The 26,560-nt window shown below is 44.9% G+C and carries 27 protein-coding genes; 11 read left to right on the top strand and 16 right to left on the bottom strand.

Going from position 1 to position 26,560, the window contains the following annotated elements; all coding sequences use genetic code 11:
* Window positions 1–21: 21 nt before the first annotated feature.
* Window positions 22–711 (bottom strand): uracil-DNA glycosylase family protein, encoded by a 690-nt coding sequence (locus B0I27_RS07650; protein WP_106292648.1) that lies wholly within the window; start codon window positions 709–711, stop codon window positions 22–24.
* A 36-nt stretch (window positions 712–747) separates the two neighbouring features.
* Here B0I27_RS07650 and B0I27_RS07645 point away from each other — a divergent pair, with 36 nt between their 5' ends.
* The gene (locus B0I27_RS07645) at window positions 748–1,749 is read left to right on the top strand and encodes a TerC family protein (protein WP_106292647.1); all 1,002 of its coding nucleotides are present in this window, start codon (window positions 748–750) and stop codon (window positions 1,747–1,749) included.
* 89 nt (window positions 1,750–1,838) lie between these two features.
* Here the strand turns inward: B0I27_RS07645 and pncB are convergent, their stop codons facing one another.
* Window positions 1,839–3,026 carry a nicotinate phosphoribosyltransferase gene (gene pncB / locus B0I27_RS07640; protein WP_106292646.1) on the bottom strand — a complete coding sequence of 396 codons (1,188 nt, stop codon included), beginning with the start codon at window positions 3,024–3,026 and terminating at the stop codon, window positions 1,839–1,841.
* Window positions 3,027–3,032: 6 nt separating this feature from the next.
* The gene (purU, locus tag B0I27_RS07635; protein WP_106292645.1) at window positions 3,033–3,872 is read right to left on the bottom strand and encodes a formyltetrahydrofolate deformylase; all 840 of its coding nucleotides are present in this window, start codon (window positions 3,870–3,872) and stop codon (window positions 3,033–3,035) included.
* Between the two features lie 111 nt (window positions 3,873–3,983).
* Between purU and B0I27_RS07630 the strand changes: the two genes are divergently transcribed.
* A complete protein-coding gene (locus B0I27_RS07630) occupies window positions 3,984–4,322 on the top strand; it encodes a hypothetical protein (RefSeq protein ID WP_181276717.1) in 339 nt (112 codons plus the stop codon).
* 28 nt (window positions 4,323–4,350) lie between these two features.
* Here B0I27_RS07630 and B0I27_RS07625 read toward each other — a convergent pair whose 3' ends face one another.
* The 4 genes from B0I27_RS07625 to trpS form a co-directional block, all read right to left on the bottom strand.
* Window positions 4,351–5,673 (bottom strand): M23 family metallopeptidase, encoded by a 1,323-nt coding sequence (locus B0I27_RS07625; RefSeq protein ID WP_106292644.1) that lies wholly within the window; start codon window positions 5,671–5,673, stop codon window positions 4,351–4,353.
* Window positions 5,674–5,843: 170 nt separating this feature from the next.
* Window positions 5,844–6,605 (bottom strand): 3-deoxy-manno-octulosonate cytidylyltransferase, encoded by a 762-nt coding sequence (kdsB, locus tag B0I27_RS07620; RefSeq protein ID WP_106292643.1) that lies wholly within the window; start codon window positions 6,603–6,605, stop codon window positions 5,844–5,846.
* A gap of 28 nt (window positions 6,606–6,633) precedes the next feature.
* The gene (locus B0I27_RS07615; RefSeq protein WP_106292642.1) at window positions 6,634–7,248 is read right to left on the bottom strand and encodes a deoxynucleoside kinase; all 615 of its coding nucleotides are present in this window, start codon (window positions 7,246–7,248) and stop codon (window positions 6,634–6,636) included.
* A gap of 18 nt (window positions 7,249–7,266) precedes the next feature.
* Entirely contained in the window at window positions 7,267–8,262 is a 996-nt protein-coding gene (gene trpS, locus B0I27_RS07610; RefSeq protein WP_106292950.1) for a tryptophan--tRNA ligase, read from the bottom strand.
* A 137-nt stretch (window positions 8,263–8,399) separates the two neighbouring features.
* Here trpS and B0I27_RS07605 point away from each other — a divergent pair, with 137 nt between their 5' ends.
* From B0I27_RS07605 to B0I27_RS07580, 6 genes are all read left to right on the top strand, one after another.
* Window positions 8,400–9,125 carry a lysophospholipid acyltransferase family protein gene (locus tag B0I27_RS07605; RefSeq protein WP_106292641.1) on the top strand — a complete coding sequence of 242 codons (726 nt, stop codon included), beginning with the start codon at window positions 8,400–8,402 and terminating at the stop codon, window positions 9,123–9,125.
* Between the two features lie 47 nt (window positions 9,126–9,172).
* Window positions 9,173–9,466: an Asp-tRNA(Asn)/Glu-tRNA(Gln) amidotransferase subunit GatC gene (gene gatC, locus B0I27_RS07600; RefSeq protein ID WP_106292640.1), complete on the top strand. Its 294-nt coding sequence runs from the start codon at window positions 9,173–9,175 to the stop codon at window positions 9,464–9,466.
* Between the two features lie 36 nt (window positions 9,467–9,502).
* Window positions 9,503–10,264: an ABC transporter ATP-binding protein gene (locus tag B0I27_RS07595; RefSeq protein WP_106292639.1), complete on the top strand. Its 762-nt coding sequence runs from the start codon at window positions 9,503–9,505 to the stop codon at window positions 10,262–10,264.
* A 2-nt stretch (window positions 10,265–10,266) separates the two neighbouring features.
* Window positions 10,267–10,815 carry a cob(I)yrinic acid a,c-diamide adenosyltransferase gene (locus B0I27_RS07590; protein ID WP_106292638.1) on the top strand — a complete coding sequence of 183 codons (549 nt, stop codon included), beginning with the start codon at window positions 10,267–10,269 and terminating at the stop codon, window positions 10,813–10,815.
* Between the two features lie 80 nt (window positions 10,816–10,895).
* Window positions 10,896–11,117: a DUF2795 domain-containing protein gene (locus tag B0I27_RS07585; protein ID WP_017258669.1), complete on the top strand. Its 222-nt coding sequence runs from the start codon at window positions 10,896–10,898 to the stop codon at window positions 11,115–11,117.
* 219 nt (window positions 11,118–11,336) lie between these two features.
* Complete coding sequence (locus B0I27_RS07580; RefSeq protein WP_106292637.1) at window positions 11,337–11,489, top strand: lmo0937 family membrane protein; 153 nt, start codon at window positions 11,337–11,339, stop codon at window positions 11,487–11,489.
* 50 nt (window positions 11,490–11,539) lie between these two features.
* Here B0I27_RS07580 and B0I27_RS07575 read toward each other — a convergent pair whose 3' ends face one another.
* On the bottom strand, window positions 11,540–12,214 hold the full coding sequence (locus tag B0I27_RS07575; RefSeq protein WP_106292636.1) for a 2-C-methyl-D-erythritol 4-phosphate cytidylyltransferase: 675 nt from the start codon (window positions 12,212–12,214) through the stop codon (window positions 11,540–11,542).
* Window positions 12,215–12,221: 7 nt separating this feature from the next.
* Window positions 12,222–13,271: a tRNA preQ1(34) S-adenosylmethionine ribosyltransferase-isomerase QueA gene (gene queA / locus B0I27_RS07570; RefSeq protein ID WP_106292635.1), complete on the bottom strand. Its 1,050-nt coding sequence runs from the start codon at window positions 13,269–13,271 to the stop codon at window positions 12,222–12,224.
* A gap of 196 nt (window positions 13,272–13,467) precedes the next feature.
* Between queA and B0I27_RS07565 the strand changes: the two genes are divergently transcribed.
* A complete protein-coding gene (locus B0I27_RS07565; protein ID WP_106292634.1) occupies window positions 13,468–14,715 on the top strand; it encodes an ABC transporter permease in 1,248 nt (415 codons plus the stop codon).
* Between the two features lie 32 nt (window positions 14,716–14,747).
* Here B0I27_RS07565 and B0I27_RS07560 read toward each other — a convergent pair whose 3' ends face one another.
* The 4 genes from B0I27_RS07560 to B0I27_RS07545 all read right to left on the bottom strand — a co-directional run bounded on the left by B0I27_RS07560 (window position 14,748) and on the right by B0I27_RS07545 (window position 18,572).
* Window positions 14,748–15,722, bottom strand: a complete 975-nt coding sequence (locus tag B0I27_RS07560; protein WP_106292633.1) for a bifunctional heptose 7-phosphate kinase/heptose 1-phosphate adenyltransferase — start codon at window positions 15,720–15,722, stop codon at window positions 14,748–14,750.
* Window positions 15,719–16,915 carry a pyridoxal phosphate-dependent aminotransferase gene (locus B0I27_RS07555; RefSeq protein WP_181276716.1) on the bottom strand — a complete coding sequence of 399 codons (1,197 nt, stop codon included), beginning with the start codon at window positions 16,913–16,915 and terminating at the stop codon, window positions 15,719–15,721. The genes B0I27_RS07560 and B0I27_RS07555 overlap by 4 nt, the downstream gene beginning before the upstream one ends.
* Window positions 16,916–17,324: 409 nt before the next feature.
* Complete coding sequence (locus B0I27_RS07550; protein ID WP_106292632.1) at window positions 17,325–17,723, bottom strand: hypothetical protein; 399 nt, start codon at window positions 17,721–17,723, stop codon at window positions 17,325–17,327.
* Between the two features lie 72 nt (window positions 17,724–17,795).
* On the bottom strand, window positions 17,796–18,572 hold the full coding sequence (locus B0I27_RS07545) for an XRE family transcriptional regulator (RefSeq protein WP_106292631.1): 777 nt from the start codon (window positions 18,570–18,572) through the stop codon (window positions 17,796–17,798).
* A gap of 89 nt (window positions 18,573–18,661) precedes the next feature.
* On the opposite strand from B0I27_RS07545, the gene B0I27_RS07540 reads away from it, so the two are divergent.
* Window positions 18,662–19,006 carry a GIY-YIG nuclease family protein gene (locus B0I27_RS07540; RefSeq protein WP_106292630.1) on the top strand — a complete coding sequence of 115 codons (345 nt, stop codon included), beginning with the start codon at window positions 18,662–18,664 and terminating at the stop codon, window positions 19,004–19,006.
* Window positions 19,007–19,054: 48 nt separating this feature from the next.
* Here the strand turns inward: B0I27_RS07540 and B0I27_RS07535 are convergent, their stop codons facing one another.
* From B0I27_RS07535 to B0I27_RS07525, 3 genes are all read right to left on the bottom strand, one after another.
* Window positions 19,055–22,252, bottom strand: a complete 3,198-nt coding sequence (locus B0I27_RS07535; protein WP_425428134.1) for a DPP IV N-terminal domain-containing protein — start codon at window positions 22,250–22,252, stop codon at window positions 19,055–19,057.
* Window positions 22,253–22,299: 47 nt separating this feature from the next.
* Window positions 22,300–24,750: a penicillin-binding protein 1A gene (locus B0I27_RS07530; protein ID WP_106292629.1), complete on the bottom strand. Its 2,451-nt coding sequence runs from the start codon at window positions 24,748–24,750 to the stop codon at window positions 22,300–22,302.
* Window positions 24,751–24,814: 64 nt separating this feature from the next.
* Window positions 24,815–25,594, bottom strand: a complete 780-nt coding sequence (locus B0I27_RS07525) for an amidohydrolase (RefSeq protein ID WP_106292628.1) — start codon at window positions 25,592–25,594, stop codon at window positions 24,815–24,817.
* 127 nt (window positions 25,595–25,721) lie between these two features.
* On the opposite strand from B0I27_RS07525, the gene B0I27_RS07520 reads away from it, so the two are divergent.
* Complete coding sequence (locus tag B0I27_RS07520) at window positions 25,722–26,495, top strand: queuosine precursor transporter (RefSeq protein ID WP_106292627.1); 774 nt, start codon at window positions 25,722–25,724, stop codon at window positions 26,493–26,495.
* Window positions 26,496–26,560 lie beyond the last annotated feature (65 nt).

The raw sequence follows: 26,560 nt of genomic DNA, 5'->3' as shown, positions 1-26,560 counted from the left end.
GCCTGTAAAAGGCATCGGCTGCTATGGCTTTAAGCAGGTTTTCTTCGAGACTATCGTGTCCTTCCATTGCTGCAGCTTTTCAGGACTATAGAATTTAGCAGGCGTCTCCAACTTACAAACTCTGATATTTTTTTGTCTGCAATATTCAACAATAGGAATCAGGTGCTTTTTTGCATTCGGAATTCCGTTGAAAGTCTTTCTTGTGAAATAAACGGCTTTCAGTTTAGAAAGTGATTCCATTATCTGTATGATGTCTTTCCATTCTATCGCGTGGGCGTCTATGAAAGCGTCATCCACATTTTTTTCTTCTCCTTCGGGAACATCGATTGCGTGTATAAGGTCGGCAAAGTCTAATTTATATTCTGCCATAAACCGCCTTTTCTCAGCGAGGCCGGTTTCCTTCAGCGGTTCCTTTCCCCAGCACTGAGGCAGCAGATGCCATAGAAAGTTGCGGGACCGTCCGTAAAAAAAATCAGTTCCCTCTTCGGTGTCGCCGCTAAAGGTGCCCAATATGAGAATCTCTGTATCTGCTGCAATCTGATGGTCTCTGAACTTATGTAGGATAGGCATAATGAATCGTTTGTGATATAAATCGCCAAGATAATACAATATCACCAGCAATCTGTTGTAAAGCTGGTTTCCCTGCTGCTGCCAGATGTAATTATTTAGCTGAAAGTGCGCAATATGCGTCCTGAGGATTAATAATATCATTTTTAGTTATTAGGTTTGCGACAAAAAGTTCAATAAATGGATAATTTATTATATCACCCCGGACTCATTGCCAGTTTCGGCGTATTGGTGTTGATCATGTTGGCGCTTGATCTGGGGGTTTTTAACAAGAAAAGCCATGTCATTTCGAGCAAAGAGGCCATGTGGTGGTCTATTGCCTGGATCGGTCTTTCGATGGCTTTCAGTGGTGCTATTTATCAGTTTGCAGGGTTTGAGAAATTCACTCAATACCAGTCTGCCTATTGGATTGAAAAGGCACTTTCCGTAGATAACCTCTTTGTATTTATCCTCGTGTTTTCTTTCTTCCGAGTTCCGCGGGAGGTTCAGCATAAAGTGCTTTTCTGGGGAATACTGGGCGCGTTATTCTTTCGTGCCATATTCATTTTCGCGGGTGTTGCCCTGATCGAAGCTACGTATCTAAATAAAATTTTAAATTATTTTGGGCGGGAAGGCTTTAAATATGATATCAACATCGTTCTTTTCATATTCGGTATATTCCTTTTATACGCCGGTATCAAGTCATGGGGCGGAGGCGGCCACGACGACGAGGATAAAGATTACAGCCAAAGTCCCGGTGCTCGTTTGATCCACCGTTTCTTCAAAGTGAGCAAGAACTTTGACGGCGACAAATTTTTCACCGTACAGAATGGTGTGAAAATGGCGACGCCACTACTCGTGGTCGTTACCGTTATCGAGTTCTCTGACCTGCTCTTTGCGGTAGACTCTATCCCGGCGATATTCGCTATTGCGCCTGACGATCCGTTTATTCTCTATACGTCTAACATTTTTGCTATCCTCGGTCTAAGATCACTCTATTTCCTTTTGGCAAACTTCATGTATATGTTCAGTCGTCTGAGCTACGGATTGGCTATTATTCTTGCCTTTATCGGTTTCAAAATGGTGATCGGTCCGTTTTATCATATAGAATCTTCGCATTCACTTATGGTAGTGGTAGGGGTACTGATCGGTTCGGTGTTAGCCTCTATCTGGTTCCCGGTGAAGACGGAGCCTAAGGATTAATACAACGTATCTACAAAAGAAAAGCTCCCAGAGATTCATTTCCGGGAGCTTTTTATGTATAAACAATACTTGAACTATAGTTTCAGGAGCTATTGCTCAATTCCCAGAATTTCTTTTGCGAGACGGATCATTTTGGGATCTCCGGTATACTTGCCTTTTTCGTCCGATAGCTTTACCACGGATATCCAGGTTTGGTTCTCCGGCATGGTCTCCGTCATCTTGATAACGATGTTTAAGGGTTTTAGTCCCACATCGTTTGTGAAGTTTGTCCCGATCCCGAAAGACATTCCAATCTTACCTCTGCAAAAATTGGCAATCCTTTCAACTTTGTCATAGTTAAGCGCATCCGAAAAAATAATGGTTTTTGATAGCGGATCGATACCTAATCGCTTGTAGTGACTGATCGTTTTCTCCGCAAACTCAATTGCGTCGCCGCTATCATGCCTCACACCATCGAAAAGTTTAGAGAATTTTTTGTCAAACTGTTCGAAAAATATCTCCGTCGTATAAGTGTCCGCCAGCGCAATTCCCAGATCTCCGCGGTAGACGGAAGTCCAGTGCTCGAGTCCCAGGGAATTTGACATTTTGAAGCCGTATTTGGCTGCATGGAACATAAACCATTCGTGTGCGTGAGTGCCAATCGGTTTGGTATTGTGCAGCATGGCAAAATGAACGTTGCTTGTTCCGACGAAGGTACCTGCGCCGAACTCACTAAGCGCCTGCACCACCTTATCGTGCACAGCATAGGAATGCCGCCTGCGCGTACCGAACTCTGCAATGGTCACACCCAGTCGTTCATATTTTTCGATCTTCTGTTTGTTAACGGCGTTCACCAGTTCTGGCGTGATTGGCTCAGTGTCTGTTACATAATAATACAGCTCACAAATCAGCGCCATAATGGGCACTTCCCATAAGATCGTACGGTACCAATAGCCTTCGATGCTCACTTTTAAATCTCCACCATCTTGTTCGATCTTCACTTCTGAAGGGTCATAACTATAGCCCTGGAGGAAATCCAGGTAGGTAGGCTCCAGATAGGGGCAGGCCCTGGCCAGGTATTTCTTTTCCTGATCGCTGAGACGGAGCTCAGCCATTTTGTCTACAGCTCTCCTCAGTATTTCTGCAAAACCTTCCGGGAACTCATGTTTGCCCCGGTTGATAAACTCATATCTCGCCATAGACTGCGGGAACAACTTGATAACCCCCTGCTGCATTGTGATCTTGTAAAAGTCATTATCAAGTAGAGAGGTTAAATAAGGCGTTTGATCAGTTATCATATGCGTTTATTCAAAAATGATCGTCTTGTTTCCGCTTCTGAAAACCCGGTCTTGAAACACCAGCTGCATGGCTTTGCTCAACACTGATTTTTCGATTTCTTTACCCGCTACAACCATGTCAGACACGCTGAACGTATGATTTACCGGAATCGTTTGTTGCACGATAATAGGACCCTCATCCAAATCATTGGTAACAAAATGAGCAGTAGCACCGATAAGCTTTACCCCCCGTTCAAATGCCCGGCGGTACGGGCTGGCACCGATAAATGCGGGTAGAAATGAGTGGTGAATATTGATGATTTTTCCCTCGAAATCAGCTATAAACTCGGGTGAAAGAATGCGCATGAATTTCGCCAGGACGATATAATCGGGATTTTTTTTGTTTAAAACTTCTTTAAGCTCAGTTTCAAACTCCTGCTTGGTCTTGTTTTCGTGTGAAACGTGATAGAATGGGATGTCGAAACGCGTAGTAATATCTTTCAGGGTATCGTAATTTCCGGCAACGCAGCAGATTTCTGCATCCAGGGTGCGGAAATGATTCCTGATCAATGCGTCTCCTAAGCAATGATATTCCTTGGTCACTAAAACGGCTATTCGCTTAGAACTTTTTGGATTTATAGAAATCCTGGCGCTATCCGGTAGGTCTGAACTTAGTTCAGCAAGAAGGTTGTTTTCATTAAAGGATGAACCTATGCACTCGATTCGGGCGAAGAACTGATTTTCAACTTCATCCACAAACTCACGCATCGCCGTGATGTTTAAATTATGGTTTGTAAGCACCCGTGCAATTAACGCAACCAGTCCCACCTTATCATTGCACTGAATGAGTATCAGATTTTTATTCATTTTCGAAGATAGTAAAACAGTTTTATTTCCAAATTATGAACAAAATATAGGTAAAACTACAAACACTTGTATCGAATGTGTTGTTACAGTTTAAATCTTAATACAATAGATATGAAAAAATTAATTTACAGCTTATCACTTACAGTTGCCATGACACTGGCTCTGTTTTCTTCATCCGCAAACGCAGCAACAGAAGTCGCTAAAGATCCGGCAAAGCTCGAAGAGACCATGACTGCAGAGCAGAAAGAAGCAAAAATCAGACAGATCAAACAAAGGGTGGAAGAGATTAAGGCGATGGACAAGTCTCATCTTTCTAAACAAGAGCGCAAGGAATTAAAAAAGGAAGTGCGTGAGATGAAGAAACAAGCCAATGCTATTGGTGCCGGTGGTGTTTATCTTTCAGTAGGTGCTATCATCATCATCATTTTACTTTTGATCCTGATCCTATAATTTACCTACTATTTTCTTACAAAAGCCGCTATAAACCAGCGGCTTTTGTCGTATTTACCCATCCGTCAAGCTCACCAGACCTTACGTACATATAGCCCTGAAACCTTGCGAGGATTTGCAGGTTGTCGCCCGGCAACAGTTTTTTCTTACTTCCCCTGGAGTCGTCGGGGTCATCTAAAAGCCGGCTTTCGGCTGTCACCCTGTAATTATTTAAAGATTTATTCAGTGCTCTGACATTGCCTGAGCCAATATAGCCCGTCAGTCCATCGGGCAGTGCGACCTTGTACCAGGATGAACTGGCAGACAAGATGCGTACAAAGGTATTTGCGTCAAGTGTAGCCACGGAAGCAGCTGATCTGGACGGGCTAACGAGCAATTTCCCGGCAGAACTTGTGCGATATGCTTTTCCCAACGCACCGAGCTGGCTGCTAACTTCTGCCGGCTTTTTTACCGCCGGATTGATGAAATGAAAAGGATCTAGTGCTCCGCCATTTCCATAGATTCCGAAATGAAGGTGAGGATTGCCTCCGCGTGCGTTACCGGTATTACCTACCAAACCTAGAGTGTCACCGGTCTTGACAGTTTGTCCGACAGCTACCAGCTGCGTATCCAAATGCGCATAGTAGATGCTAACGTCTTTTTTCTCCGGTCTAAGAAAAACCACTTTTCCACCCAGGTTATTAGTGCCTACCCGTCTGACCAAGCCGTCTGCTACTGCCAGGGTGGGCGTGCCTTTAGGGGCGAAGATGTCAATTCCTTCATGCTGACGTGCCCCCGCATCTCTGGCGGCACCCCAAAAGCTCTGCATTTTCCCCCCTGCAACCGGAAAAGCAAGTGAGGGCCCGCTGGTGATCGTAAGTGTATACTCCCCCGCACTCAAAAGTTCTGGCTGCAGGCGCAGAATATAAAAAGTGTCATCATCTACTTCGTGGTGGAAGGGGGTGCCGTTGGTGTCTGCGTAAGCAAGAAGTCGCTTATCATGGCCCTCCTGATCCTCCCAAAGATCGATGTAAACGGTAAAATCCTTCGACGGTTTCTTGCTGAAGTCAATGCTGATCTTCGAGCCTCTTGCAGCCTGAAAGCGAAAGGCAGTAGCCATCGCCTGACTGGCAGGGAAGTAGCCGGTTTCCTTATACGGAATACTCACCGTAAGTGGGCTTTGTAAGCTTTTCTCTGCCGCCGCAAGCCAGTCCCGGCCCAATGCTGTCTGTAGCAATCCAGCGTCACGCAGGTTGGCCGCATACTGCTCGTGCGGACTCACCTTTTTGAATAATCCTGCAGGGCCGTTCTGGCTGCATGAGCTGAGGACCAATAGCCAAAGCAAATACGTCTTTCTGAATAATGGTAGCATTGCCTGATAACACCTCCGAGGGAAATATTGTTGGCTTTACCTGAAAATGAGAGCTCCCGAGTCTTTTTTGATTCGGGAGCTCAACAGGGTCTAATTGAAAAAGTCTTTTGGTTTAGTACCGAAAACAATGTCACGATTTAGTTCGTGGACTATACTCCCAGCGACGTATGTTATTTGTTTTGTTTTAATACTGCTTTTAGATCTTCAGGAGTATCTATAGCTTTAGTTTCTATATCAGTAACGGCGACCTTGATTTTATAGCCATTCTCAAGCCAGCGAAGCTGTTCTAGCGATTCTGCCTTTTCGAGAAGCGAGACCGGCAATTTGGTGATTGCCTCCAGAATATCAGCTCTGTAGCCGTAAACGCCAATATGCTTATAGAAGGTATGCTCAGATAGCCAGGCGTCGCCCTCTTTATCCCGCAGATAAGGAATAGGAGTGCGGCTGAAATATAACGCTTCCGAAAGTGTGTTGAGAATGACCTTCGGAGAGTTTACGTTGTGAAGCTCTTCAGTGGAGTTTATAATCTTAACGAGAGTTGCCAGTTCTGTCTTAGGGTCGCTGAAACACTGACCGAGCAAATCTATCTGCCGGCTGTCGATATACGGTTCATCGCCCTGGATGTTGATGACTACATCAAAGCCTGGTAGCTGACGTGCAGCTTCCGCACAGCGGTCGGTGCCACTTTGATGCGTATTAGCAGTCATGATAACCTTGCCCCCAAATCCTTCAACATGCGCCCTTATCCGCTCATCATCGGTTGCTACGGCTACTTCACTTAAGGTTGCCGACGTAGATGCTTGTTCATAGACCCGTTGGATCATGCTCTTTCCGTGAATGTCGATTAACGGTTTTCCCGGAAAACGCGTAGAGGCATATCGGGCTGGTATCAGACCAAGAATGCGTACAGGAGTTGCTGAGCTTAGAGACATTGTTTGCTGGTTTTATTAGGTTAGTTCGTTAAAATAGACCGTGGATCTCACGCTCAATACTTTGAATAATGAAGCCGAGGTCTTCAGGATTATTTGAGAAATCAAGATTGTCTTTATCCAGAATAAGTAGCTTGCCTTCTTTATATCCGTCTATCCACTTCTGATACTTGTCGTTTAATTTCGACAGATAATCCAGTCGTATTCCTGCTTCATAATCGCGGCCTCTGCGCTGTATATTGTTCACAAGCGTAGGTATGGAAGCTTTGAGATAGATCAGCAGATCGGGAGGTCTGATAAAGGAGGTCATATTGTCAAAAATAGACCTGTAATTCTCGTAATCCCGGGCAGTCATAAGACCCATCTCATTGAGGTTCTCTGCAAAGATGTATGCATCCTCGTAAATAGTTCGGTCTTGAATCACGTTATGCTGAAGCGCCTGGATTTCCTTAATCTGGTTGAACCGACTGTTGAGAAAGTATATCTGAAGATTGAAGCTCCATCGCTTCATATCGTTGTAAAAGTCTTCCAGATAGGGGTTATTATCCACAGCTTCGTAATGCGCCTCCCAACCCAGATGTTTTGAGAGTAGCTCTGTAAGTGTAGTCTTCCCGGCGCCGATGTTGCCAACAATTGCTATATGCATGATTTCCTGAGCTCTGCTTTAAAAGGATTTGAAACCAATGATTTCCCGAACTTCCCTCACCGTCTTGCCTGCGCTTTCACGTGCTTTTTCCGCACCGAGCTTTGATACTTTTCTCAGATATTCTGTGTCAGCGGATATGTCATTTATTCTCTCCCGGATAGGAGCGGTAGAGAGGATCATGTCTTCAGCCAGTTGTTTCTTTAAGTCGCCATACCTGATCTGACAGCTGTTATACAGGTCATCAAAATGGCGGTAAGTGTCTTCGCTCGAAACCACCTGAAGCAGACTGAAGAGGTTTTGAATTACCTCCGGCTTCTCCTGGTTCATTTCAGTGGGACCACCATCCGTCACTGCCCGCATAACTTTCTTTTTGATCAGTTCCGGAGAGTCTGACAAGTATACCGCATTAGCCTCGCCCTCGGATTTGCCCATTTTACCTTTTCCATCTAAGCCGGGAATCTTTACCAGATTTTCTGAAAACGTAAACGCGTATGCTTCAGGAAAATAATCAACGTTATATAAACGATTAAAGCGGTTTCCAAAAGTACGTGCCATCTCCAGATGCTGCTCCTGATCCTTGCCCACAGGAACCTTCGTTGCCTTGTGGATGATAATATCGGCAGCCATCAGAACGGGATAAGTTAGCAAACCCGCATTCACATTATCCGGATGTGCCCGCACTTTATCTTTAAACGAGGTGCTTCTTTCAAGCTCACCCATATAGGCGTTCATATTCAGGTAGAGATACAATTCGGTCACTTCAGGGACATCCGATTGAACATAGATCGTTGCCTTTTCCGGATCAATGCCCGAGGCGAGGTATTCAACCAACACCTGCTTTACATTGCCATGAAGGTTAGCAGGAGTAGGATGTGTGGTTAGAGAGTGATAGTCTGCAATAAAAAAAAAGCAATTATATTCATTCTGCATTTTCACGAAGTTCTTTACCGCTCCGTAATAATTGCCCAAGTGAAGATTTCCGGTACTGCGTATTCCGCTTACAACTGTTTCCATAACTCGGCGAAAGTAACGATTTTTTATATTTTCCTTCGATAAAACTGCCATTGGAAGTGTTACCCTGAAGATAAAAAATCAGGCATGGAATGCAGGTGATTTTCGGATATTCCTGAATTTATCTATGTTTGGAAAGAATGAAGCGATTTCTTAAGCAAGTACATCGGTTTCTCTATCATTTGATAGTGATTTTTTTTCTCACCGTACTTTATCCTTTCCTGTATTACTTTTCGCGCAAGCCCCAACGCTATCCGCAGTTGAACAAATGGAGGAGATTTTATTCGCACATAACGTCCGTCACCGCAGGGTTTTTCTTTCGTTACCATTTTGAGGCGCCCATCGATTGGACAAAACATTACATTATATGCGCAAATCATACCTCCAACCTGGATATTCCGTCAGTATCTTACCTCGTCAAAGGTGACTTTTCGTTTATGGGAAAAGATGAGCTGCTCGGCAATCCCGTTACCGGTCTGTTCTTCAAGACGATCGATATACCGCTTAACCGCGATAGTAAGATGTCGGCATTCCGGGCATTCAAGCGGGCGGGCGACTATCTTCGTCAGGGCAGATCACTGGTGATTTTTCCGGAAGGAGGCATTTCCGATGCCTATCCTCCGCAACTGGCTCCCTTTAAGATAGGCCCGTTTCGGCTGGCTATCGAGCAGAACGTGCCTATCATCCCCGTCAGCATTCCCGATAACCATGAAAAAATGTGGGATGACGGATCAAGGTATGGAACCCGTCCCGGAATTTCGCATATTTACGTACATGCTCCTGTATTTACCGATGCACTCGATCCGGGAGACGCGGAGATCCTGCGAAACACGGTATATAATATAATAAATAGTAAATTAGCATAACAAAACGGCCGAATTAAGATCCGGTAGTTGAAAAGCAGCAATAAAAAATGAAATTAGATAATCAGACTATAGAGCGGATGGCTCATTTAGCCAGACTTGAAGTAAATGAAGAAGATAAGGTGTCTTTATTGAAAGATATGGAGAACATCCTGAGCTTTATGGAAAAACTTAACGAGCTGGACACGAGTGGGGTAGAGCCCCTGATTTATCTTACCGATGAGTTAAATGTCTTCCGCGAAGATCGTGCTTCAATAGACATCCGGCCTGCTGATGCCCTGCAGAATGCACCTCACCATGACGATTCCTATTTTAAGATAGCCAAGGTGATTGAAAAGGCTTAGGCTGTAACAATCGCCCTGTCTGATAATCTAACGTTTATGCAAAACGAGCCACTAATCAGTATTAAAGACGTTGGAAGAAAGTACGTTATCGGTGCAGAAATCATTCATGCGCTGAAATCTGTTACCTTAAGCATAGAAAAAGGTGAGTTTGTTGCTTTAATGGGTCCTTCAGGTTCGGGCAAGTCAACGCTGATGAACATACTCGGCTGCCTGGACACGCCAACTAAAGGCGAGTATATCCTGAATGGCATCCATGTTAGCGAAATGAGCGAGAACGAGCTTGCAGAAGTACGAAACAAAGAAATAGGCTTCGTTTTTCAAACCTTCAACCTGCTGCCGAGAGCCAGTTCTCTCGACAACGTCGCTCTTCCCCTGGTATATGCAGGCGTTTCAAAAATCGAGCGTAACGAACGCGCATTCAAAGCGCTGGAGAACGTAGGTCTTGGAAATCGTGTGGAGCATAAGCCTAACGAGCTTTCAGGGGGACAGCGTCAGCGTGTCGCGGTGGCGAGGGCCCTTATTAACGATCCCTCCATTATCCTGGCAGATGAGCCAACCGGAAATCTCGATACCCGTACTTCTGTGGAGATTATGGGACTACTGGAAGAGATACACTCCAAAGGAAATACCATCATTCTGGTAACGCATGAAGAAGACATCGCGCAACATGCGCATCGCATTGTACGTATGCGCGACGGGCTTATTGAGAATGACTACCCAAATGAAAATATTAAATCTGTTTCGCCACGCTTGCAGGATATGAAAGATAAAGGGGTCGACTTCGAACAAATCAACTAAAGATGAAAATTTATACGAAAACAGGTGATGCAGGAAGCACCATGCTTATCGGCGGACTGCGTGTGCCTAAATATGACATCCGCATAGAGGCCTACGGAACTGTCGATGAACTAAACGCATATATAGGACTGATCCGGGACGAGAATATTTCGGATCATCAAAAGCAGATACTCAGACAGGTTCAAGACCATCTATTTATCATTGGGTCAAATCTAGCGGCAGCGCCCGGCAAGTCCAAAATGAAATTACCGCAGGTGCTCCCGGAAGATATAGACTTGCTCGAACAAGAGATTGACGCCATGCAGGATATATTAAGTCCACTACGCCATTTCATTTTACCAGGTGGATCGAAGGCTGTATCGCATTGTCACATCGCGAGATGTGTATGTCGCCGGGCTGAGCGTATAACCGTGCACCTAAAGGAAGAAAGTTTCGTTGAAGACATAATTATAATCTATTTAAACCGTTTGAGTGACTACCTGTTTGTGCTCTCAAGAAAGGTAGCTCATGATAATCAAATAGAGGAAACCATCTGGTTACCAAGAGGATAGAGGGCTTATAAAAAATACTTGACAAACTTAATATTTTTATTATATTTTTGCGAAAAAGTAAATCTTAAACTCTAAGAAATATGTATTGGACGTTAGAATTAGCATCTCACCTTGAAGACGCCCCCTGGCCAGCGACTAAGGATGAATTAATCGACTACGGGATCCGTTCAGGAGCACCTGTAGAAGTAATCGAAAACTTGCAGGCGCTAGAGGATGATGGTGAGCCTTATGAAAATATTGAAGAGATATGGCCGGACTATCCGACTAAAGACGATTTCTTCTTTAACGAAGACGAGTATTAAAAGCCTTGCCCTCCAGCAGGGCTTTTTTTGTGCGCCGGCGTTCTCAGCCGAAAATGGCCTGATAATCAGGAAGTATAGGGTTTATTATAGTGTCCTTTTAATAATTTAAAAACGTTTTAACCACTAATCCAAATATTTTTTGTAAAAAAAACTAAACAAAGATCCGTTTTTTACATTCTTATGGTATAATTAATTATCTATCACGAAAACTACAATACTATGGGAAATCTACTTTATGTCATCGCGGTCATTTTGGTTATAATTTGGGCGGTGAGTTTCTTAGGCGGATACGCAACTGGTGGTATCATCCACATTTTACTAGTTATTGCAATCGTTGCAGTTTTATTACGGGTTATCAGGGGAGCGGCGTAGACACACACTAATAGTACTAAAAAGATCTGCTTTCATAGGCAGGTCTTTTTTTATGCTTTCATGCCAAGGTATAGCGTTGCTATCGCCAGGTCTTCCGGGTAGGTTATCTTGATATTCGACGGTGCGCCGGCGGTAGTTGATATCCTAAAGCCTGCTTTTTCAACGACAGATGCATCATCTGTAAATACGGAAGAAAAGGTCTGCTGATAGGCTTCTTTCAGGACATCACCTCTGAATACCTGAGGGGTTTGTACAATCAAAATATCAGCCCTGGACAATGCTTCAGTACCCGATCCACGGATAATTCGCAGGGAGTCGCGACTTTCAGTTACCGGAATCACTGAACCCTTTACTTCTGCTTCGTTATAACAGCGGGTAATCAGTTCGTCGGTTATCACCGGTCTTACCGCGTCATGCACTGCAATAAGTGACTCGCCGGGGCTTATACAATCCAATGCATTTTTTACTGAATGAAAACGCTCTGTACCGCCCGCAATGAGTTGGTGGGGTATAAAAAAATTGTGCTGAACGCATAGTTCCTTCCAGTAGGAATGAAAATCTGCATTCAGCACAATTATAATTTCAGGACTCATGGCAGAGCCGGCAAAAGCTTCGATGCTGTGCATCAAAACAGGTTTCCCCTGCAATAAATGAAATTGCTTAGGCAGGTCTGCGTTCATACGCTTTCCCGAGCCTGCGGCAACTATTATTACGTAGCAGTCCAATTTTAGCTTAGATAATCAGCATCGCATCGCCGTAACTGTAGAAGCGATATTTCTCCTTTACAGCCACTTCGTAGGCATTCATCACATTCTCGTATCCTCCAAAGGCCGAAATCATCATTAATAATGTAGATTCAGGGGTGTGGAAGTTGGTGATCATTGTATTGGCAATGCTGAACTCGTAAGGAGGGAAGATGAACTTGCTGGTCCAGTCATTCGTCGCTTTCAATCTCTTGTTCGCAGAGACGGCTGACTCGATAGTACGCATGCTCGTTGTGCCCACAGCACAGATACGGCGTTTTTCGTCGATAGCTTTGTTTACAAGATCGGCTGTCTTTGGCTCGATAATGATCTGCTCTGAATCCATTTTATGCTTGGTCAGATCTTCAACCTCAACAGGTCTGAAGGTACCTAATCCAACATGGAGGGTTACTTCAGCGAAGTCAACACCTTTAAGCTCAAGTCGCTTCATTAACTCACGACTGAAGTGCAAGCCTGCAGTAGGAGCAGCAACGGCACCTTCATTCTTCGCAAAAATGGTCTGATAACGCTCTTTATCTTCTGCTGTAGCTTTACGCTTGATGTATTTAGGTAGAGGCGTCTCTCCAAGGATCTCGATATTGCGTCTGAACTCTTCATCCGTTCCATCGAAAAGGAAGCGAATTGTACGCCCACGTGATGTCGTGTTATCTACCACTTCGGCAACCAGAAGGTCATTCTCACCAAAATATAGCTTATTTCCCACCCGGATCTTACGTGCAGGGTCCACTAGAACATCCCATAAACGCAATTCTTTGTTCAGCTCACGTAGTAAAAATACTTCAATAGTCGCACCGGTTTTTTCCTTGTTGCCGTACATACGTGCAGGGAAAACTTTGGTGTTATTCAGAATCATTACGTCTTTTTCTTCGAAGTAATTGATGACGTCTTTAAAGATCTTGTGCTCTATCGCTCCAGTATTGCGGTCAAGTACCATTAAACGTGCCTCATCCCGCTGATCCGAAGGATTATGTGCTATTAAAGAATCAGGTAGATTGAATTTGAACTGGGATAATTTCATATACGTATACTCAATTTAGGGCGCAAAGTTAGTGAAAAATAAAGTCAAACATGAATATTTTGTAAGCCTAAGCTGTTTAAGCCCATGAATATGAGATTAAGATGGTATCCGTTCAGGAGTACCGGCCCGGAAAAGACCTCGCAATTTTAGTTGAAGTAATGTAACTAATTGATCGAAGCTTTGTCTAAATTCACGTATGATCGTCTTAAAGCTGATACTGGAGAGTTTTAACTTTGCTTTTTCTTCGCTGAAGGAGAATAAGCTTCGCACATTTTTATCCCTGATCGGAATCACGATAGGGATTATGACGATCATCGGTGTTTTTTCTGCCGTTGATACACTTCGGAACAATCTCCAGAGTAGTGTCGATAAGCTTGGCAGCAATACGATTTATATTCAAAAGTGGCCCTGGGAGTTCGGTGGCGACTACCAGTGGTGGAAATACATGAACAGGCCAAGTCCAACACTCCGTGATTTCGAAAAGGTAAAGGAGCGGATAACGAATGCCGAGGCTGTGTCTTATAACGTATGGGCAGGAAATCGCACCATTAAGTATAAGAGCAGCAGCGTGGAGGGCGCACAAATATCGGCGGTGACACATGACTTCTATATGACCTGGAACTTTGACCTGGACGATGGACGTTACTTTTCCGAAGCAGAATCCAAAGCCGGCAGTCCCGTTACTCTCATAGGTTACTCTGTAGCGGAGGGCTTGTTTCCGGGTCAGAGGGCGGTGGGCAAAGTAATCAATGTTTTGGGTCGTAAATTGGTGGTAATTGGTGTTTTCGCAGAAGAGGGCGAAGATATGCTTGGTACTTCCGCAGATAAGACCGTGTTGCTGCCTTTAAACTTCGCGCGTAATGTTATCGATATTCAAAGTGAACAATACGGGCCTGAAATATCGGTACGTGGCAAACCTGGTGTTCCTGTAGAGGAGTTGGAAAGCGAACTGCGTGGAATAATGCGTTCCGTTCATCGCCTCAGTCCCCTGCAAGACGATAGCTTTGCGCTCAATAAATCAACCATACTCACAGCGCAGCTGGATAGTATGTTCGCAGTGGTGAACCTGGCGGGCGGCGTGATCGGAATCTTCTCGATATTAGTGGGTGGATTTGGAATTGCAAACATTATGTTCGTTTCTGTAAAAGAGCGGACTAATATCATTGGTATCCAGAAGTCGCTTGGAGCGAAGAATTACTTTATTCTGTTGCAGTTCCTGATTGAGGCGGTTGTATTGTGTTTGATGGGCGGGCTTATCGGACTCGCCATCGTCTATCTTCTGGCGTTTGTGCTGCATTTGGTCGCAGACGTAGATATCATTGTAGACATCAGCAAGGTAGTGCTGATGTTTATCCTGTCCACAGCCATCGGTCTTATTTCCGGAATCATTCCTGCGTTTATGGCCTCCAGATTGGACCCTGTGGAAGCGATAAGAAGCAAGTAAGAGCAGTAAGGAGATGCTCTTACTTTATTGTGTTAAAGTTTTAGTGCTTCTCGGAGGAGTTGCTCTCTGCAAATCGACACAACACCTACATGCTCACAAACCAAGCCTCCTGCCAGATTTGCTACCGCAGCCGTTTTAAAGGGCTCCATCCCGCTGGCCAAACATACCGCGGCAGTCGCAATCACGGTGTCTCCGGCACCGGAAACATCGGCAATCTTGCGAACGTGTGCGGGAATCAGTTGCTTGTGATCGTTTGACTGCAAGAAAACTCCCCGTTCAGAGAGCGTAACCATGATATAATCTGCCTGCAGACGGCTTTTGATCTCATTGGCGGCCGATTCCATATCACTATTCTTACGCATATCGATTTCGATCTTAAGCCCCTCACGCAGTTCCTTCAGGTTGGGTTTAAATAAAGTAACACCCGAATAGCTTAGGAAATTTCGTTTCTTTGGATCAACAACGGTGATGATCTGCCTTGCTTTTGCTTCTGCAACAACTGTCGCAATCAAATCATCGCTGATGACACCTTTATCGTAATCTTCGAAGATAATCGCATGTATTTCAGTACTGGAAAGAACTTGTCTGATTTTCGAAAGCAGTTGTTCGCTGTGCTCTGGATCAAGCGGCGCATCTGTCTCCTCATCAATACGAAGCATCTGCTGATTCTGACCGATGACACGGGTTTTCACCGTGGTAGGTCGGTCTGCCACGGAAATCATGCCCTCGGCCGAAAGATCGTGCTCCTTCAGCAGCTGAAGAAACGTTATACCTTCTGCGTCGTTGCCGATTACAGAACAAATTATGGGTTTAGCACCGAGAGACTGAACATTGAGGGCAACGTTAGCCGCGCCACCCAGACGGTTTTCCCTTTTCCTGACCGAAACTACGGGTACAGGAGCCTCCGGGGAGATGCGTTCTACAGCTCCCCAAAGGTATGAATCCATCATGACGTCTCCGATGATCAGAATATTCAGTGTGTCGAATTTTCTGAATATGTCTGTCATTTTAATTTCGCTAATGTATTTTTAATGCGTAAGCAAGCTTCTTTTAGTTTGTCTTCAGACGCCGCGTATGAAATTCTAATGGAGTTCTTGTCGCCGAAAGCATCCCCGCTTACTACCGCAACATGTCCCTTGTTCAGGATGTGTAATGCCAGCTCGTCTGAGGTATTTATCACTTCGCCATCCTCAGTAGTCTTTCCGAAGAATGAGCTTACATCCGGGAAGAAGTAGAACGCGCCTCCAGGAAGATTCACCTTTAGTCCCGGGATATCCTTTAACAGATCGTAAACCAGGTTACGGCGTTTCTCAAAAACAACCTGCATCTCTTTAACGCTGTCAAGGCTGCCGTTATAAGCTGCGATTCCGGCTTTTTGAGTGATCGAGCACGTTCCTGATGTCATCTGACTCTGAAGTTTGTCACATGCATTGGCAATTTCCTTGCTGCTTGCAGAGAATCCCAGTCTCCAACCTGTCATCGCATAAGCTTTTGACAATCCGTTGATAATGATCACACGGTCTTTGATGCTCTCGAACTCGGCTATCGAAACGTGCGCATCAAGGAAATTGATGTGTTCGTAGATCTCGTCTGAGATAATATAGATATCCGGATATTTTTCGAATACCTTAACCAGAGCCGCCAGCTCATCTCTTGTATAAACGGTACCGGTTGGATTATTTGGAGAAGAGAACATGAAAAGTTTGCTCTTTGGAGTAATCGCGGCTTCCAGCTCTTCAGGTGTGATCTTAAAATCACTCTCTAATGTAGTATCGATAAATACCGAAGTTCCCTCCCCTAACTTAACCAACTCGGAGTAAGATACCCAGTAAGGTGTCGGGATGATAACCTCATCGCCAGGATTAACAAGGCAAAGGATCGCATTTGTGAGCGATTGTTTTGCTCCTGTCGAAACCACGATCTGATCGAAGTTGTAATCCAGATTGTTTTCCCGCTTCAACTTTTCTGCAATAGCCTTCCTCAGCTCCGGATATCCGGGTACGGGAGTGTAATAAGAAAAGTTGTCGTCGATTGCTTTTTTCGCTGCATCTTTTACAAAGTCAGGTGTGTAAAAGTCTGTTTCCCCAAGACTAAGGCTGATTACGTCAACCCCTTTTGCTGCCAGTTCACGACCGAGTTTGGCCATTTTTATAGTTGCCGACTCGTCGAGATTGTTAATGCGGTTAGATAAGATACTCATACCACAAATATATATTAATTGTGGTTTAATGGTAGGGCTGATTATAAAGAAACACCTGTGGTTAGTACCTTTTCGCTCCTTGCCGTTTATGAATGCCTTGCCTACAACCTTTATCACGTTTTGGTCTTATCTAGATAAGCTTAGGATCTGCTGGTGGGTGATGCCAGAGTGAAGCCACAGTGAGGCCACGTTGATGCCACCATTTCCTGATAAAACGTGGCCTCACTGTGGCCTCACTCTGGCTACAATGCGGCTACACCCACTAGCAGATCACCAGCTGCCTACCGGCTTATCACCAGGCGGTATCAGATTAATAGAAACTCAATAATCCGGGGGATATAGGATCTCTTATCCGGACTATTGGGTTTACTTAAAAATATAGTTTTTTGATTATTTTCGATTCTTCAACCTAGTTGGCTGGTGTTTCGCGGACACGGCGTTGGCCGCCATTGCCCATTCTGTTGCGTTGCTCAGTTAGAAGAGTCTCGTAGCTTTCTTTCTGTACATCCGTAAGTACTCCCTTTATTTTTTGCTGGTTCTCCTGCTGGAGCGACTGCATCTTGCTGCGCATTGCCTGTCGGTCGCCTTCAGCGCCCGTTGCATTCCTGAGGCTGTCAATCGATTTACTTTGCGAAAGGAGGATAGCCGATACCTTTGCCTTCTGGTCGTCCGTAAGCGATAGTCGCTTATCGATCATCTCGAGGTTGCGTTTTGCCATCTCTTCGGGGTTAAACTGCGGCCGTTGCTGGGCCTGACTAAGTGAAATCGTTCCCGCCAGAAGAGCGATTAACAAAAGATTCTGTTTCATAATGGTTCTTTTGTTTATATAGACTCATGACCGCCCAACTGGTTTAATCGCTGGAAAACAAATTTTTATCTCTTAGTTTTTCGACTGGTTGATCTGGGCAATGGACTTTTGCATCTGAGCCATCATAGCAGTGAGACTTTCCATCGTTGGTTCGGGGGCAGGGTCTGGGAATGTCGTCGATATATAGGCCTTAGCCTTCCATACTTCCAGTATGTCTTCTGCCTGAACCGGATAAGGATCGTAAACAGGATTGTCTGAGATCAGCTTTATCGTTTTATTTTCGCGGTACCTGTTACCTGCACGTTTGTATACAATGCCATCAGATTTAGTAATAAAAACATAGGTTTCGCCAACTTTCACATCCGTCCAGTTTTCAATATATTCTCCAATGATGAGTGTGCCTGGCTGCAGAGGAAGCATCGAATCCCCCTTCAGCTCGAATGCGCGAAACGTACCCTGCGGGAGGAAGGGGAGCCTGAATTTAGGAAGCTCACTGATATATTCAGGGTCTGCATAACCGTTAAGATAACCCGCACTCGCTTTCACCGGAACAAGTTCGATATTCTCGCGATCTTCTGAATCTACTGAAATGCTAAGCACGCGAACGCCCGAAGGATCAACTTTTGGCTTAGGTTTCCACTTATCATTGATCGTTTCGTTGATGAGCTCATCCATGCTCAGTTCGTAAAACTCTGCGAATTTTTTTAGCAAATCATATCTGGGCTCCGCGCGGTCTTCTTCATAGGCTCCGACCAGAGATCTCTTAATCTCCATATTATCAGCAAATTGCTGCTGTGTAAGGCCTTTGTTTTTCCGTAGGTATCGTAGATTGTTAGAAATGTTCCGCATTTTAAAATAAATTTTGAATTACTAATATTGTTAGTATATTTATGCCAATAAAATTAGCAAATAATTCTAATATATAAAGGCGAAAAGTCATGAAAAGATTTGTTTATGTAATTACAGACAGAAACCGTACATCCCTTCATGTGGGCATGAGCTCCGATTTGTTAAAGACGATCAGTTTTTATAAGGAGATGCCGAACTTGTTTTTCGATAATGCCAGCCAACTTAGCAGACTGATCTATTTCGAGGAGCTTTTAAATGAAGAGGACGCTTTACAGCGTTTCAACGAGATCTGCAAATATACAAGAGCTCAAAAAGAGAAACTGGTTCGTGATGTTAATCCGGATTGGATTGATCTTGCAATTGGTTTAGAATATGAGGAGCAAGCTATGAAGGCAGATATCTCATCGCTTCTCAGAATAAGAAAAGCGGCCTAAATTAACCGCTTTTCTTATTATTCGTTCCTATATGGATGACTGGTATGCTTACCAGCCCGGGGCGAATGTCAGACCAAATACTCCGGCCTTGATGTCTTTGCGTTGGAAAGGAAACGCATAGTAAGGCTCCAATACAAAATAACCGAACATATTTACCCTGAGTGAAATACCCGCACTCATGGCTGGTATCCGCTCGATGACCGACCTGTTTGAGTTGTTGTACGTAGGATCGGTAGAAGGGATGTCAATTACCTGGCCGCCATCAGAGGCTTTCCATCTTAACTTGGAATTTTGGTTATACGCGATACCGATATCAAAAAACAGGTTAAGATCACTAAACAGAAACTTTGACTCCAGAGCTGCAAGCTTCTCAGGACCGGTAAAAGGCAGGCGCACTTCAAAGTTAGCTACTGCAATTTTGGAACCGGATAGTTGATCAAATGAAATACCCGCATTATTTACTCCATTGTTCGCATAAAGTGAGCTTGATTCATAACCTCTGATCAGATACGGATATCCGATGAAGAGGGGATATAGTCCTGTTTGATCTTTTCCAAAGCGTGTATAGCTGTAAAAACGGCCTGCAAATGTCACTGGCTTAATTCTGACGTATCTGCGAAGATCCGCACTGAAGGCGTTGAACGTGTAATCACCTACATAGCTTTCGATCCCTATGCGGAAGCGGAAGCCGCTTAAGGGCGACGTTACACCGGAGAATGAGTTGTCTCCCACGAAGGCTGCATTCGTTTGATAGATGGTAAAGGCGTTGAAGCTGTATCCCGGATAGGCACGCTCAAGGCTTTCTCCTTTTAATTTCCGACGGTCTGAGTCGAACGGATAACGGTCAATGCCAGTAACCTGGCCGTTAGGATTTACGGTTGCGGCATAGTAATTAGCTAAACGATCAATTCGATAGCTGTAATAAGCAGCACCTAGCCCTACCTCAAAACGGAAAATCCGGGAGAAGGGATATATTCCAAACAGCTGGACCTGATCTTCAAAAGTACGCATCAGGTCAGTCCCCTCAACATAATTATAACCTGTTTTAAGCGGATTGTCACCTTCCTCTATCTGGCTGACATAGAAGCCTGACAAATAAGGAATATGGGAGATTGAAGTACCAAAGTTTATACGTCCTTGCTGATTGATGTATGCCAGCTGCGCACCGAAGTCCTGAACTTCTCCATTAACAGCCGCAGTGGCAAAGATTTGATTGCGTCCCAGGATATCGCTGAATATTCCCTGCACTCCGCTGGAGAGGCCCGTACCGAAACGCCCTACAGAAGCACCGACTCCATTACTTGCCAGATAATCCAGCTTGAACTGTGGCCTGTATTTTTCATCCGTTATCTGTTCTGATCCGAGCAACTCGAAACGCTCGAAGTTGGCAAGGTTTGCATTGATCAGGTCTACACCTGTTTGCTTTAAGGGCGGGAGCGTGGCTGCATCGAAGTTGATCGCCTTAGGGTCTACGGGCTGAGCCGTAAAATCACTTACCCTGGCATTATAGATCGTGTATTTTTGAGAACGGTAGTAGGAGTAGAGAACATCGTCGTTCCTTGATACGCTCAAGGCTGGGGAATACTCCGTGATACCGCTGATCCCCGTGAAATAATCCGTAAGCTGCTCCACCTGCTTAGTGGCGATGGTATAGCGGTATAGGTTCCTGAATCCATCACGGTTGGATAAGAAAAAGATCTGTTCACCGGTGGACGAAAATTGCGGATTCAAGTTGTTGGCGCCATGAAAGACGTCGATATTGGTGATGGCTTTAGTTGCCAGGTCCATTACGGCCAGACTGTAGGTGATCTCTACGGATGTAGGTCCGTCTTCCAAAGTAGTTCTGTCGCTTGTGAAAAGCAGATACTTTCCGTCAGGGGAAAATGAAGGCTGGTAATCTGAGTATCTGTCATCCGTCAGCTGAGTTACCTTTTTGCTTTTTGTATTAAAGAGATAAAGGTCGCTATAACCTTCCCGCAGACCGGTGAGCGCGATGTCTTCGCCGTTGGGCGACCAGGCCAGATTACTGAATTCCCTGACGTCACCGAGTGATTCGGTCATGAGGAGCTTCCCGTTGCTGATATCTACAATCATCAGTTTGTTTCGGCCTTGCGCGAAGATGGTAAAGGCGAATTTCTTACTGTCCGGAGACCAGGCCCCGGCAGACTCAATGAAGCTGAATTCGTCAATATGCGTGTTTGAAGTCCTGCTTGTCAGCTTTCTGATCACCTTGCCGGTTTGGGCATCTGCAAGGAAGAGGTCAATACTAAAAAGCTCTTTTTCTGATAGGAAGGCTACGTACTTGCCGTCGGGAGATATGGCCGGAGCCACGTTCATTTCCCCTCCGTTTTTATTGTCGATAAGCTTACGTCCCACAGGTACCTGGGAGGTGTCCTTCAGCATCGGACGATATGCGTTTTCTATACTGGTGCGCCATAAGCCCGACAGCGTCCGTTCATCATATCCGAACGTTCTTCGAATGGCATTTTGATAGCCGAACTTGGCGGTTGCTTTGAAGAAAGGGACGATAATAGTATCGCCATAAGTTGAGCCAATGTAGGACCAGAATGCCTGACCATATCGATAAGGGAAATATTTATTGCTTTCGGTAAGATCACGTAAAGAGGGGATATCTTTATTGAGATATGCATCACGCATCCACATGGCGGTAAATGCATCAACCTTTCCGATAGACAGGTATTCGGCCATACCTTCTACCATCCACAGCGGAAGATTGCCGATGTTCTCGAGATTGGTGGAGTCGCCCTCTATTAGCGAGTGATATTGGAAGGCGTGTACGAGCTCGTGTCCTAAAACATGTCGTGTTTGCTGGTTAAGCTGCATCATCGGCATGACCACGCGATTTTTTAATCCTTCTGTAACCCCCCCGGTTCCAACACTGATACTGCCGGAGATGGCGGTAGTCTGCTGGAAGTCCGCATGATTATTGTAAAGGATTAATGGGTTTTTCTTAGAGAAAGTGTCTCTGAATACCTGTTGATGAAGGTCGTACCAAAGTTCACTTTCCTGCATGAAGCGCTTAACGAGGCTATCGTTCTTCAGGTAGTAATATAATTCGAAGTGTGGTGATTGGTTGACCTGGAACTTGAGGTTTTTGTATCGAACTTTATTCTGTCCGAAATATTGCGCCTCTGCGGGCACCGCCAGCATGAATAGAAACAGCATGAGAAGGCAATAGAAACCTCCTTTTGGAATATTCTTTACGTTTAGGTCGAAGTGTTTCATATATGTTGATTTATATGGATGCTTATTAAGAACTGACTTCCAGAAGTTTAATTGTTCTGGTCTTTGTTTTGTTTTCTTTCTTCACGTCTCTCTTGTCTTTTTCTTCTTCTTTCTGCGCGGGAATCTTCCGGCTCATTCTCCTGGGTTGTATTTCTGACAGCCGGAGTTTCGTTTCGCACTGGCGGCACGGCAGTATCTTCATGATCATATAAGGATTCGTCAATGAGCAGAGAATCGGGAGTAGCGAGTGAATCGGTTGCAACGGTGTCAACAGAAGAGGTGTCTACCACATACCGTGGAGAAGGGCAGTTGTATTCCCGGTTGATCTTTACGCCTGCTGCGGGAAATGCGCCGTATGTGTACCCGGAGTTGGGGTCTTTGTAAACTTTTTCCATGAAGCGGCCGAATATCGGCAGGGCAGTGTGCGAGCCTTCTCCGGTTCCGGATGTACGGAAGTGAACGCTTCTTTCATCACAACCCACCCAGACGCCGGTTACGAGGTCTTTGGTTATTCCCATATACCAGCCATCTACAAAGTCAGAGGAGGTGCCCGTTTTACCGCCTATCTGGTTGCCTTTTTTCCAGAGGTCCCACTGCCATAAATTTTGGGAGGTCCCTCCGGGCTCTTCCATGCCCCCACGGAACATATATAGCATCAGCCAGGCGATCTCTTCCGTAAGCGTTCTTTTTTGCTCCGCTTTGAATTGCTCCAGCACGCGGCCATCATGGTCCGTTATTTTATCGACGAGGATGGGCTCTGTACGTACTCCCTTATTCAGGAATGTGCCGTAGGCTTTTACCATCTCAAATACAGACACGTCAGCCGAACCTAAACTGATAGAAGGGACCGACTTCAGATCACTTTCAATCCCGCATTCATGGGCGTACTTCACGACGTTGTCCCAACCCACCTGTTCCGTGATTTGAGCGGTAATCGAGTTAACAGATTTTCCCATTGCCCACCGCATGCTCATCTCCATTCCGGAGAACGAGTAATTTGAATTTTTAGGTTCCCAATATTTAGTAGAATCTTCTTCCTCGTATTCGATGCGCACAGGCTTATCGGTGAACTTGTCGCAAGGTGACATGCCGCTTTCAAGCGCCGCAAGATAAGCGAAGGGTTTGAATGTGGAGCCTGCCTGGCGTTTAGCCTGGTTGACGTGGTCGTACTTAAAGTGGTTAAAGTCAATTCCTCCGACCCAGACTTTGATGTGGCCGTTAAACGGATCAAGGGTCATCATACCGGTATTGAGGATACTGGCATAGTATTTAATGGAGTCTATGGTTGAAAATTCAACCTCTTTGTCGCCCTCCCAGCTGAAAATTTTCATTTTCTTGGGAGTGTTCAGGTAATTGTCGATAGAATCCTGGTTGCCGTTATACTTCTTTTTGAGCGCCGCGTATATCGGGAGACGTTGTGCTGCTTTCTGAGGAAAATCTTCAATAACCTTACCGTCGGAGGTTCGCCAGGGCTCCTCATTGCCCCATGCATTGTCAAGTCTCTTTTGCAGGATCTTCATCTGTTCACCTACTGCTTCCTCAGCATACTTCTGCAGTCGGGAGTCGATGGTTGTATAAATTTTCAGTCCTGATTCATAAAGGTCATATCCGTTATCTTCCGCCCATTTGCTGAGGTAGCGTTCGACCGCAGAGCGAAGGTAGGAGTCTCCGCGTTCCTCTTCTGTAATCTGGCCTTTGCGAATCTCGAGAGGAATTTTGCTGTAACGTGTGTATTCGTCTTTTGTCAGATATCCGTACTTCTCCATCTGAGAAAGAACAACATTGCGTCTCTCCAGAGCTCTTTTCGGATGGTTTTCCGGATTGTAGGTAGTGGTCGCTTTAAGCATACCAACAAGAAGGGCAGACTGCTCTATTTCAAGATTTTCAGGCTCCTGGTTAAAGTAAAGCTTTGAGGCTGTTTTGATGCCATAGGTGTTGCTTCCGAAAGGGACGGTGTTCAGGTACATCGTCAGGATCTCTTCCTTGCTGTATTCCTGTTCCAGCTTCATGGCCGTAAGCCACTCCTTAAATTTATAAATAACCGTTCTGACGACAGGGACCTTGCGGATCAGGCCCTGCTGTTTGTTATTCCGGGTACGGTAGAGGTTTTTTGCAAGCTGCTGGGTGATGGTACTGGCCCCGCGTTTATCGCCGGAAACCGTAGAGACTATGCTGGACAAAAGAGATCTGAGGTCAACGCCTGAGTGGTTGAAAAAGCGGACGTCTTCGGTCGCCACCAGCGCATTGATGGTGCCTTTGGGAATCTGATTAAACTCGACCGGAGTGCGGTTCTCTTTATAATATCTGCCTATTAGCGTGCTGTCTGCTGTATAGAGTTCAGACGCGATTCGCATATTGGGTGTCTGGATATCCTTGATAGTAGGTGAGTACCCAAACAGCCATAGGAAGTTCACTTCAATAGCGCAAAAAAAGATGATGATAAAATATAGGAGTATTATAAGATATCTTAGGGGCTTAATCTTGATTTCTTTAAACATATATGTGTCGGAAATAGCTTATCCTTCTATGCAAAAATAGATATTATTGTGTTCGTTGAATGTACTAATCTTTAATGTCAAACCGGTCTGCGTCTTTCAGGAACGGAAGGGTTCTCCTCACTCTGTGAAGTTCGTCGTCTGATATGGAGAAGGTGTACAGGTCCTCATCATTGGGCTTGTAATAGACAGTCTTTCCGTTTGGATCGATGCACATGGAATCACCTGCATGGTACACCTCATTGCCATCATGACCAACGCGGTTTACCCCGATAACGAAAGCCTGATTTTCAACAGCCCGGGCTGGGATTAGGGTTTTCCAATGGGATGACCGCTTTTCGGGCCAGTTTGCCACGACCAGTAAGATATCGTATCCGGCATCAGTATTGCGCAACCAAACCGGGAAGCGCAGGTCATAGCAGATAACAGGACATATTTTCCATCCGTTCAGCTCAACGAAGAGCTTTTCTTTTCCAGGAGAGTAAACACGGTCCTCTTTTCCAAGACCAAAGAGGTGTCTTTTGTCGTAATGCTCGAAGCTTCCGTCGGGCCTCATCCAGATTAGACGGTTGAAGTATTTTCCATCTTCTTTTATTGGAAGGCTACCGGTAACCACGCAGCTAAACTTCTGAGCTTGCTCCAGCATCCACTGCATCGTAGGGCCGTTCATTTCTTCTGCGAGCGTTTCTGCGTTCATGGTGAAACCGGTGCTGAACATCTCAGGTAAGACGATCAGATCAGTCTTTTCGCGGATAGATGATAACCTCAGCGACAGGTTCTTCAGGTTCTTTTCTACGTTTTCCCAGAACAGATATGCCTGAAAAGTGGTTATTTTTAATATGCTCATCAATAATATTCAGATCGTAAATGTAATGACTATGTTAACGTTTTATTCTGATGATTGGTCTGTTGCAAAATCGAAAGTGTAAAAATGGGGAAAAATTATAGCTTTACTGTTAAGAAAGACGATTATTATGATAAAAGGAGGTCGGCAAAGTAAGCTGTTTCTGATGCTCGGAGCCTTTCTGGTGGCCAACACTATCCTGGCTGAATTGATAGGCGTGAAGATCTTTAGCGTTGAAGAATCGCTGGGCATGCAGAAATTCGATATGGATCTTTTTGGTGTACCTGGATTATCTTTTAACATGTCGGCGGGTGTGTTGACCTGGCCCCTTGTGTTTATCACTACTGACCTGATTAACGAATATTACGGACCGAAGCAGGTTAGGTTTTTATCGGTTCTTACGGCTTTCTTAATTGCTTACGCCTTTATTGTTATCTTCTTTGCTATGGATCTGGTGCCTGCAGACTTTTGGGTGAAGCAGGTTGTTGAGGGACAGGAGATCGATATGAATCTCGCTTTTTCGGGTGTTGTAGGGCAGGGAATGTGGATAATTGTTGGATCTATCATCGCCTTTCTCGTTGGGCAATTTGCGGACGTAGCCATCTTTCACAGAATAAAGCGCGCTACCGGAGAAAAGAGCCTCTGGTTACGGGCTACAGGATCAACTGTTGTATCGCAATTCATCGACAGCTTCGTTGTGATCTTTATTGCCTTTTACCTTAATCCGCAATACAACTGGAGCTGGCAAATGGTTGCTGCCATAGGTTTTGTCAACTATTCCTACAAATTTATTGTAGCGATAGCGATGACGCCCATCTTATATCTGCTCCATGCGTTCATAGACCGGTTTCTTGGTAATAGTCTTTCTATGCAGATGCGCAAGGAAGCCGCCAGAGCTGCTTAGTGTGCTTCTTAAAAACAGATAAGTTTAGATTTTCTGGAAAGTAAAGCTAGTTAAAAATATTTTGC

Source organism: Arcticibacter pallidicorallinus (assembly GCF_003002875.1).
Classification (GTDB): domain Bacteria; phylum Bacteroidota; class Bacteroidia; order Sphingobacteriales; family Sphingobacteriaceae; genus Arcticibacter; species Arcticibacter pallidicorallinus.
Note: the sequence above shows the minus strand (reverse complement) of the source record. Positions and strands in the feature narration are given on the sequence as shown.

Coding starts and splice junctions, on each gene's coding strand:
- gatC (WP_106292640.1), top strand. CDS start 9,173: ATGAAATTAGATAATCAGACTATAGAGCGGATGGCTCATTTAGCCAGA.
- B0I27_RS07560 (WP_106292633.1), bottom strand. CDS start 15,722: ATGACAGACATATTCAGAAAATTCGACACACTGAATATTCTGATCATC.
- B0I27_RS07580 (WP_106292637.1), top strand. CDS start 11,337: ATGGGAAATCTACTTTATGTCATCGCGGTCATTTTGGTTATAATTTGG.
- B0I27_RS07525 (WP_106292628.1), bottom strand. CDS start 25,594: ATGAGCATATTAAAAATAACCACTTTTCAGGCATATCTGTTCTGGGAA.
- queA (WP_106292635.1), bottom strand. CDS start 13,271: ATGAAATTATCCCAGTTCAAATTCAATCTACCTGATTCTTTAATAGCA.
- B0I27_RS07595 (WP_106292639.1), top strand. CDS start 9,503: ATGCAAAACGAGCCACTAATCAGTATTAAAGACGTTGGAAGAAAGTAC.
- pncB (WP_106292646.1), bottom strand. CDS start 3,026: ATGATAACTGATCAAACGCCTTATTTAACCTCTCTACTTGATAATGAC.
- B0I27_RS07530 (WP_106292629.1), bottom strand. CDS start 24,750: ATGTTTAAAGAAATCAAGATTAAGCCCCTAAGATATCTTATAATACTC.
- trpS (WP_106292950.1), bottom strand. CDS start 8,262: ATGGAAACAGTTGTAAGCGGAATACGCAGTACCGGAAATCTTCACTTG.
- B0I27_RS07585 (WP_017258669.1), top strand. CDS start 10,896: ATGTATTGGACGTTAGAATTAGCATCTCACCTTGAAGACGCCCCCTGG.
- B0I27_RS07645 (WP_106292647.1), top strand. CDS start 748: ATGGATAATTTATTATATCACCCCGGACTCATTGCCAGTTTCGGCGTA.
- B0I27_RS07550 (WP_106292632.1), bottom strand. CDS start 17,723: ATGAAACAGAATCTTTTGTTAATCGCTCTTCTGGCGGGAACGATTTCA.
- B0I27_RS07625 (WP_106292644.1), bottom strand. CDS start 5,673: ATGCTACCATTATTCAGAAAGACGTATTTGCTTTGGCTATTGGTCCTC.
- B0I27_RS07615 (WP_106292642.1), bottom strand. CDS start 7,248: ATGCATATAGCAATTGTTGGCAACATCGGCGCCGGGAAGACTACACTT.
- B0I27_RS07540 (WP_106292630.1), top strand. CDS start 18,662: ATGAAAAGATTTGTTTATGTAATTACAGACAGAAACCGTACATCCCTT.
- B0I27_RS07535 (WP_425428134.1), bottom strand. CDS start 22,252: ATGAAACACTTCGACCTAAACGTAAAGAATATTCCAAAAGGAGGTTTC.
- purU (WP_106292645.1), bottom strand. CDS start 3,872: ATGAATAAAAATCTGATACTCATTCAGTGCAATGATAAGGTGGGACTG.
- B0I27_RS07590 (WP_106292638.1), top strand. CDS start 10,267: ATGAAAATTTATACGAAAACAGGTGATGCAGGAAGCACCATGCTTATC.
- B0I27_RS07630 (WP_181276717.1), top strand. CDS start 3,984: ATGAAAAAATTAATTTACAGCTTATCACTTACAGTTGCCATGACACTG.
- kdsB (WP_106292643.1), bottom strand. CDS start 6,605: ATGTCTCTAAGCTCAGCAACTCCTGTACGCATTCTTGGTCTGATACCA.
- B0I27_RS07650 (WP_106292648.1), bottom strand. CDS start 711: ATGATATTATTAATCCTCAGGACGCATATTGCGCACTTTCAGCTAAAT.
- B0I27_RS07565 (WP_106292634.1), top strand. CDS start 13,468: ATGATCGTCTTAAAGCTGATACTGGAGAGTTTTAACTTTGCTTTTTCT.
- B0I27_RS07545 (WP_106292631.1), bottom strand. CDS start 18,572: ATGCGGAACATTTCTAACAATCTACGATACCTACGGAAAAACAAAGGC.
- B0I27_RS07555 (WP_181276716.1), bottom strand. CDS start 16,915: ATGAGTATCTTATCTAACCGCATTAACAATCTCGACGAGTCGGCAACT.
- B0I27_RS07605 (WP_106292641.1), top strand. CDS start 8,400: ATGAAGCGATTTCTTAAGCAAGTACATCGGTTTCTCTATCATTTGATA.
- B0I27_RS07520 (WP_106292627.1), top strand. CDS start 25,722: ATGATAAAAGGAGGTCGGCAAAGTAAGCTGTTTCTGATGCTCGGAGCC.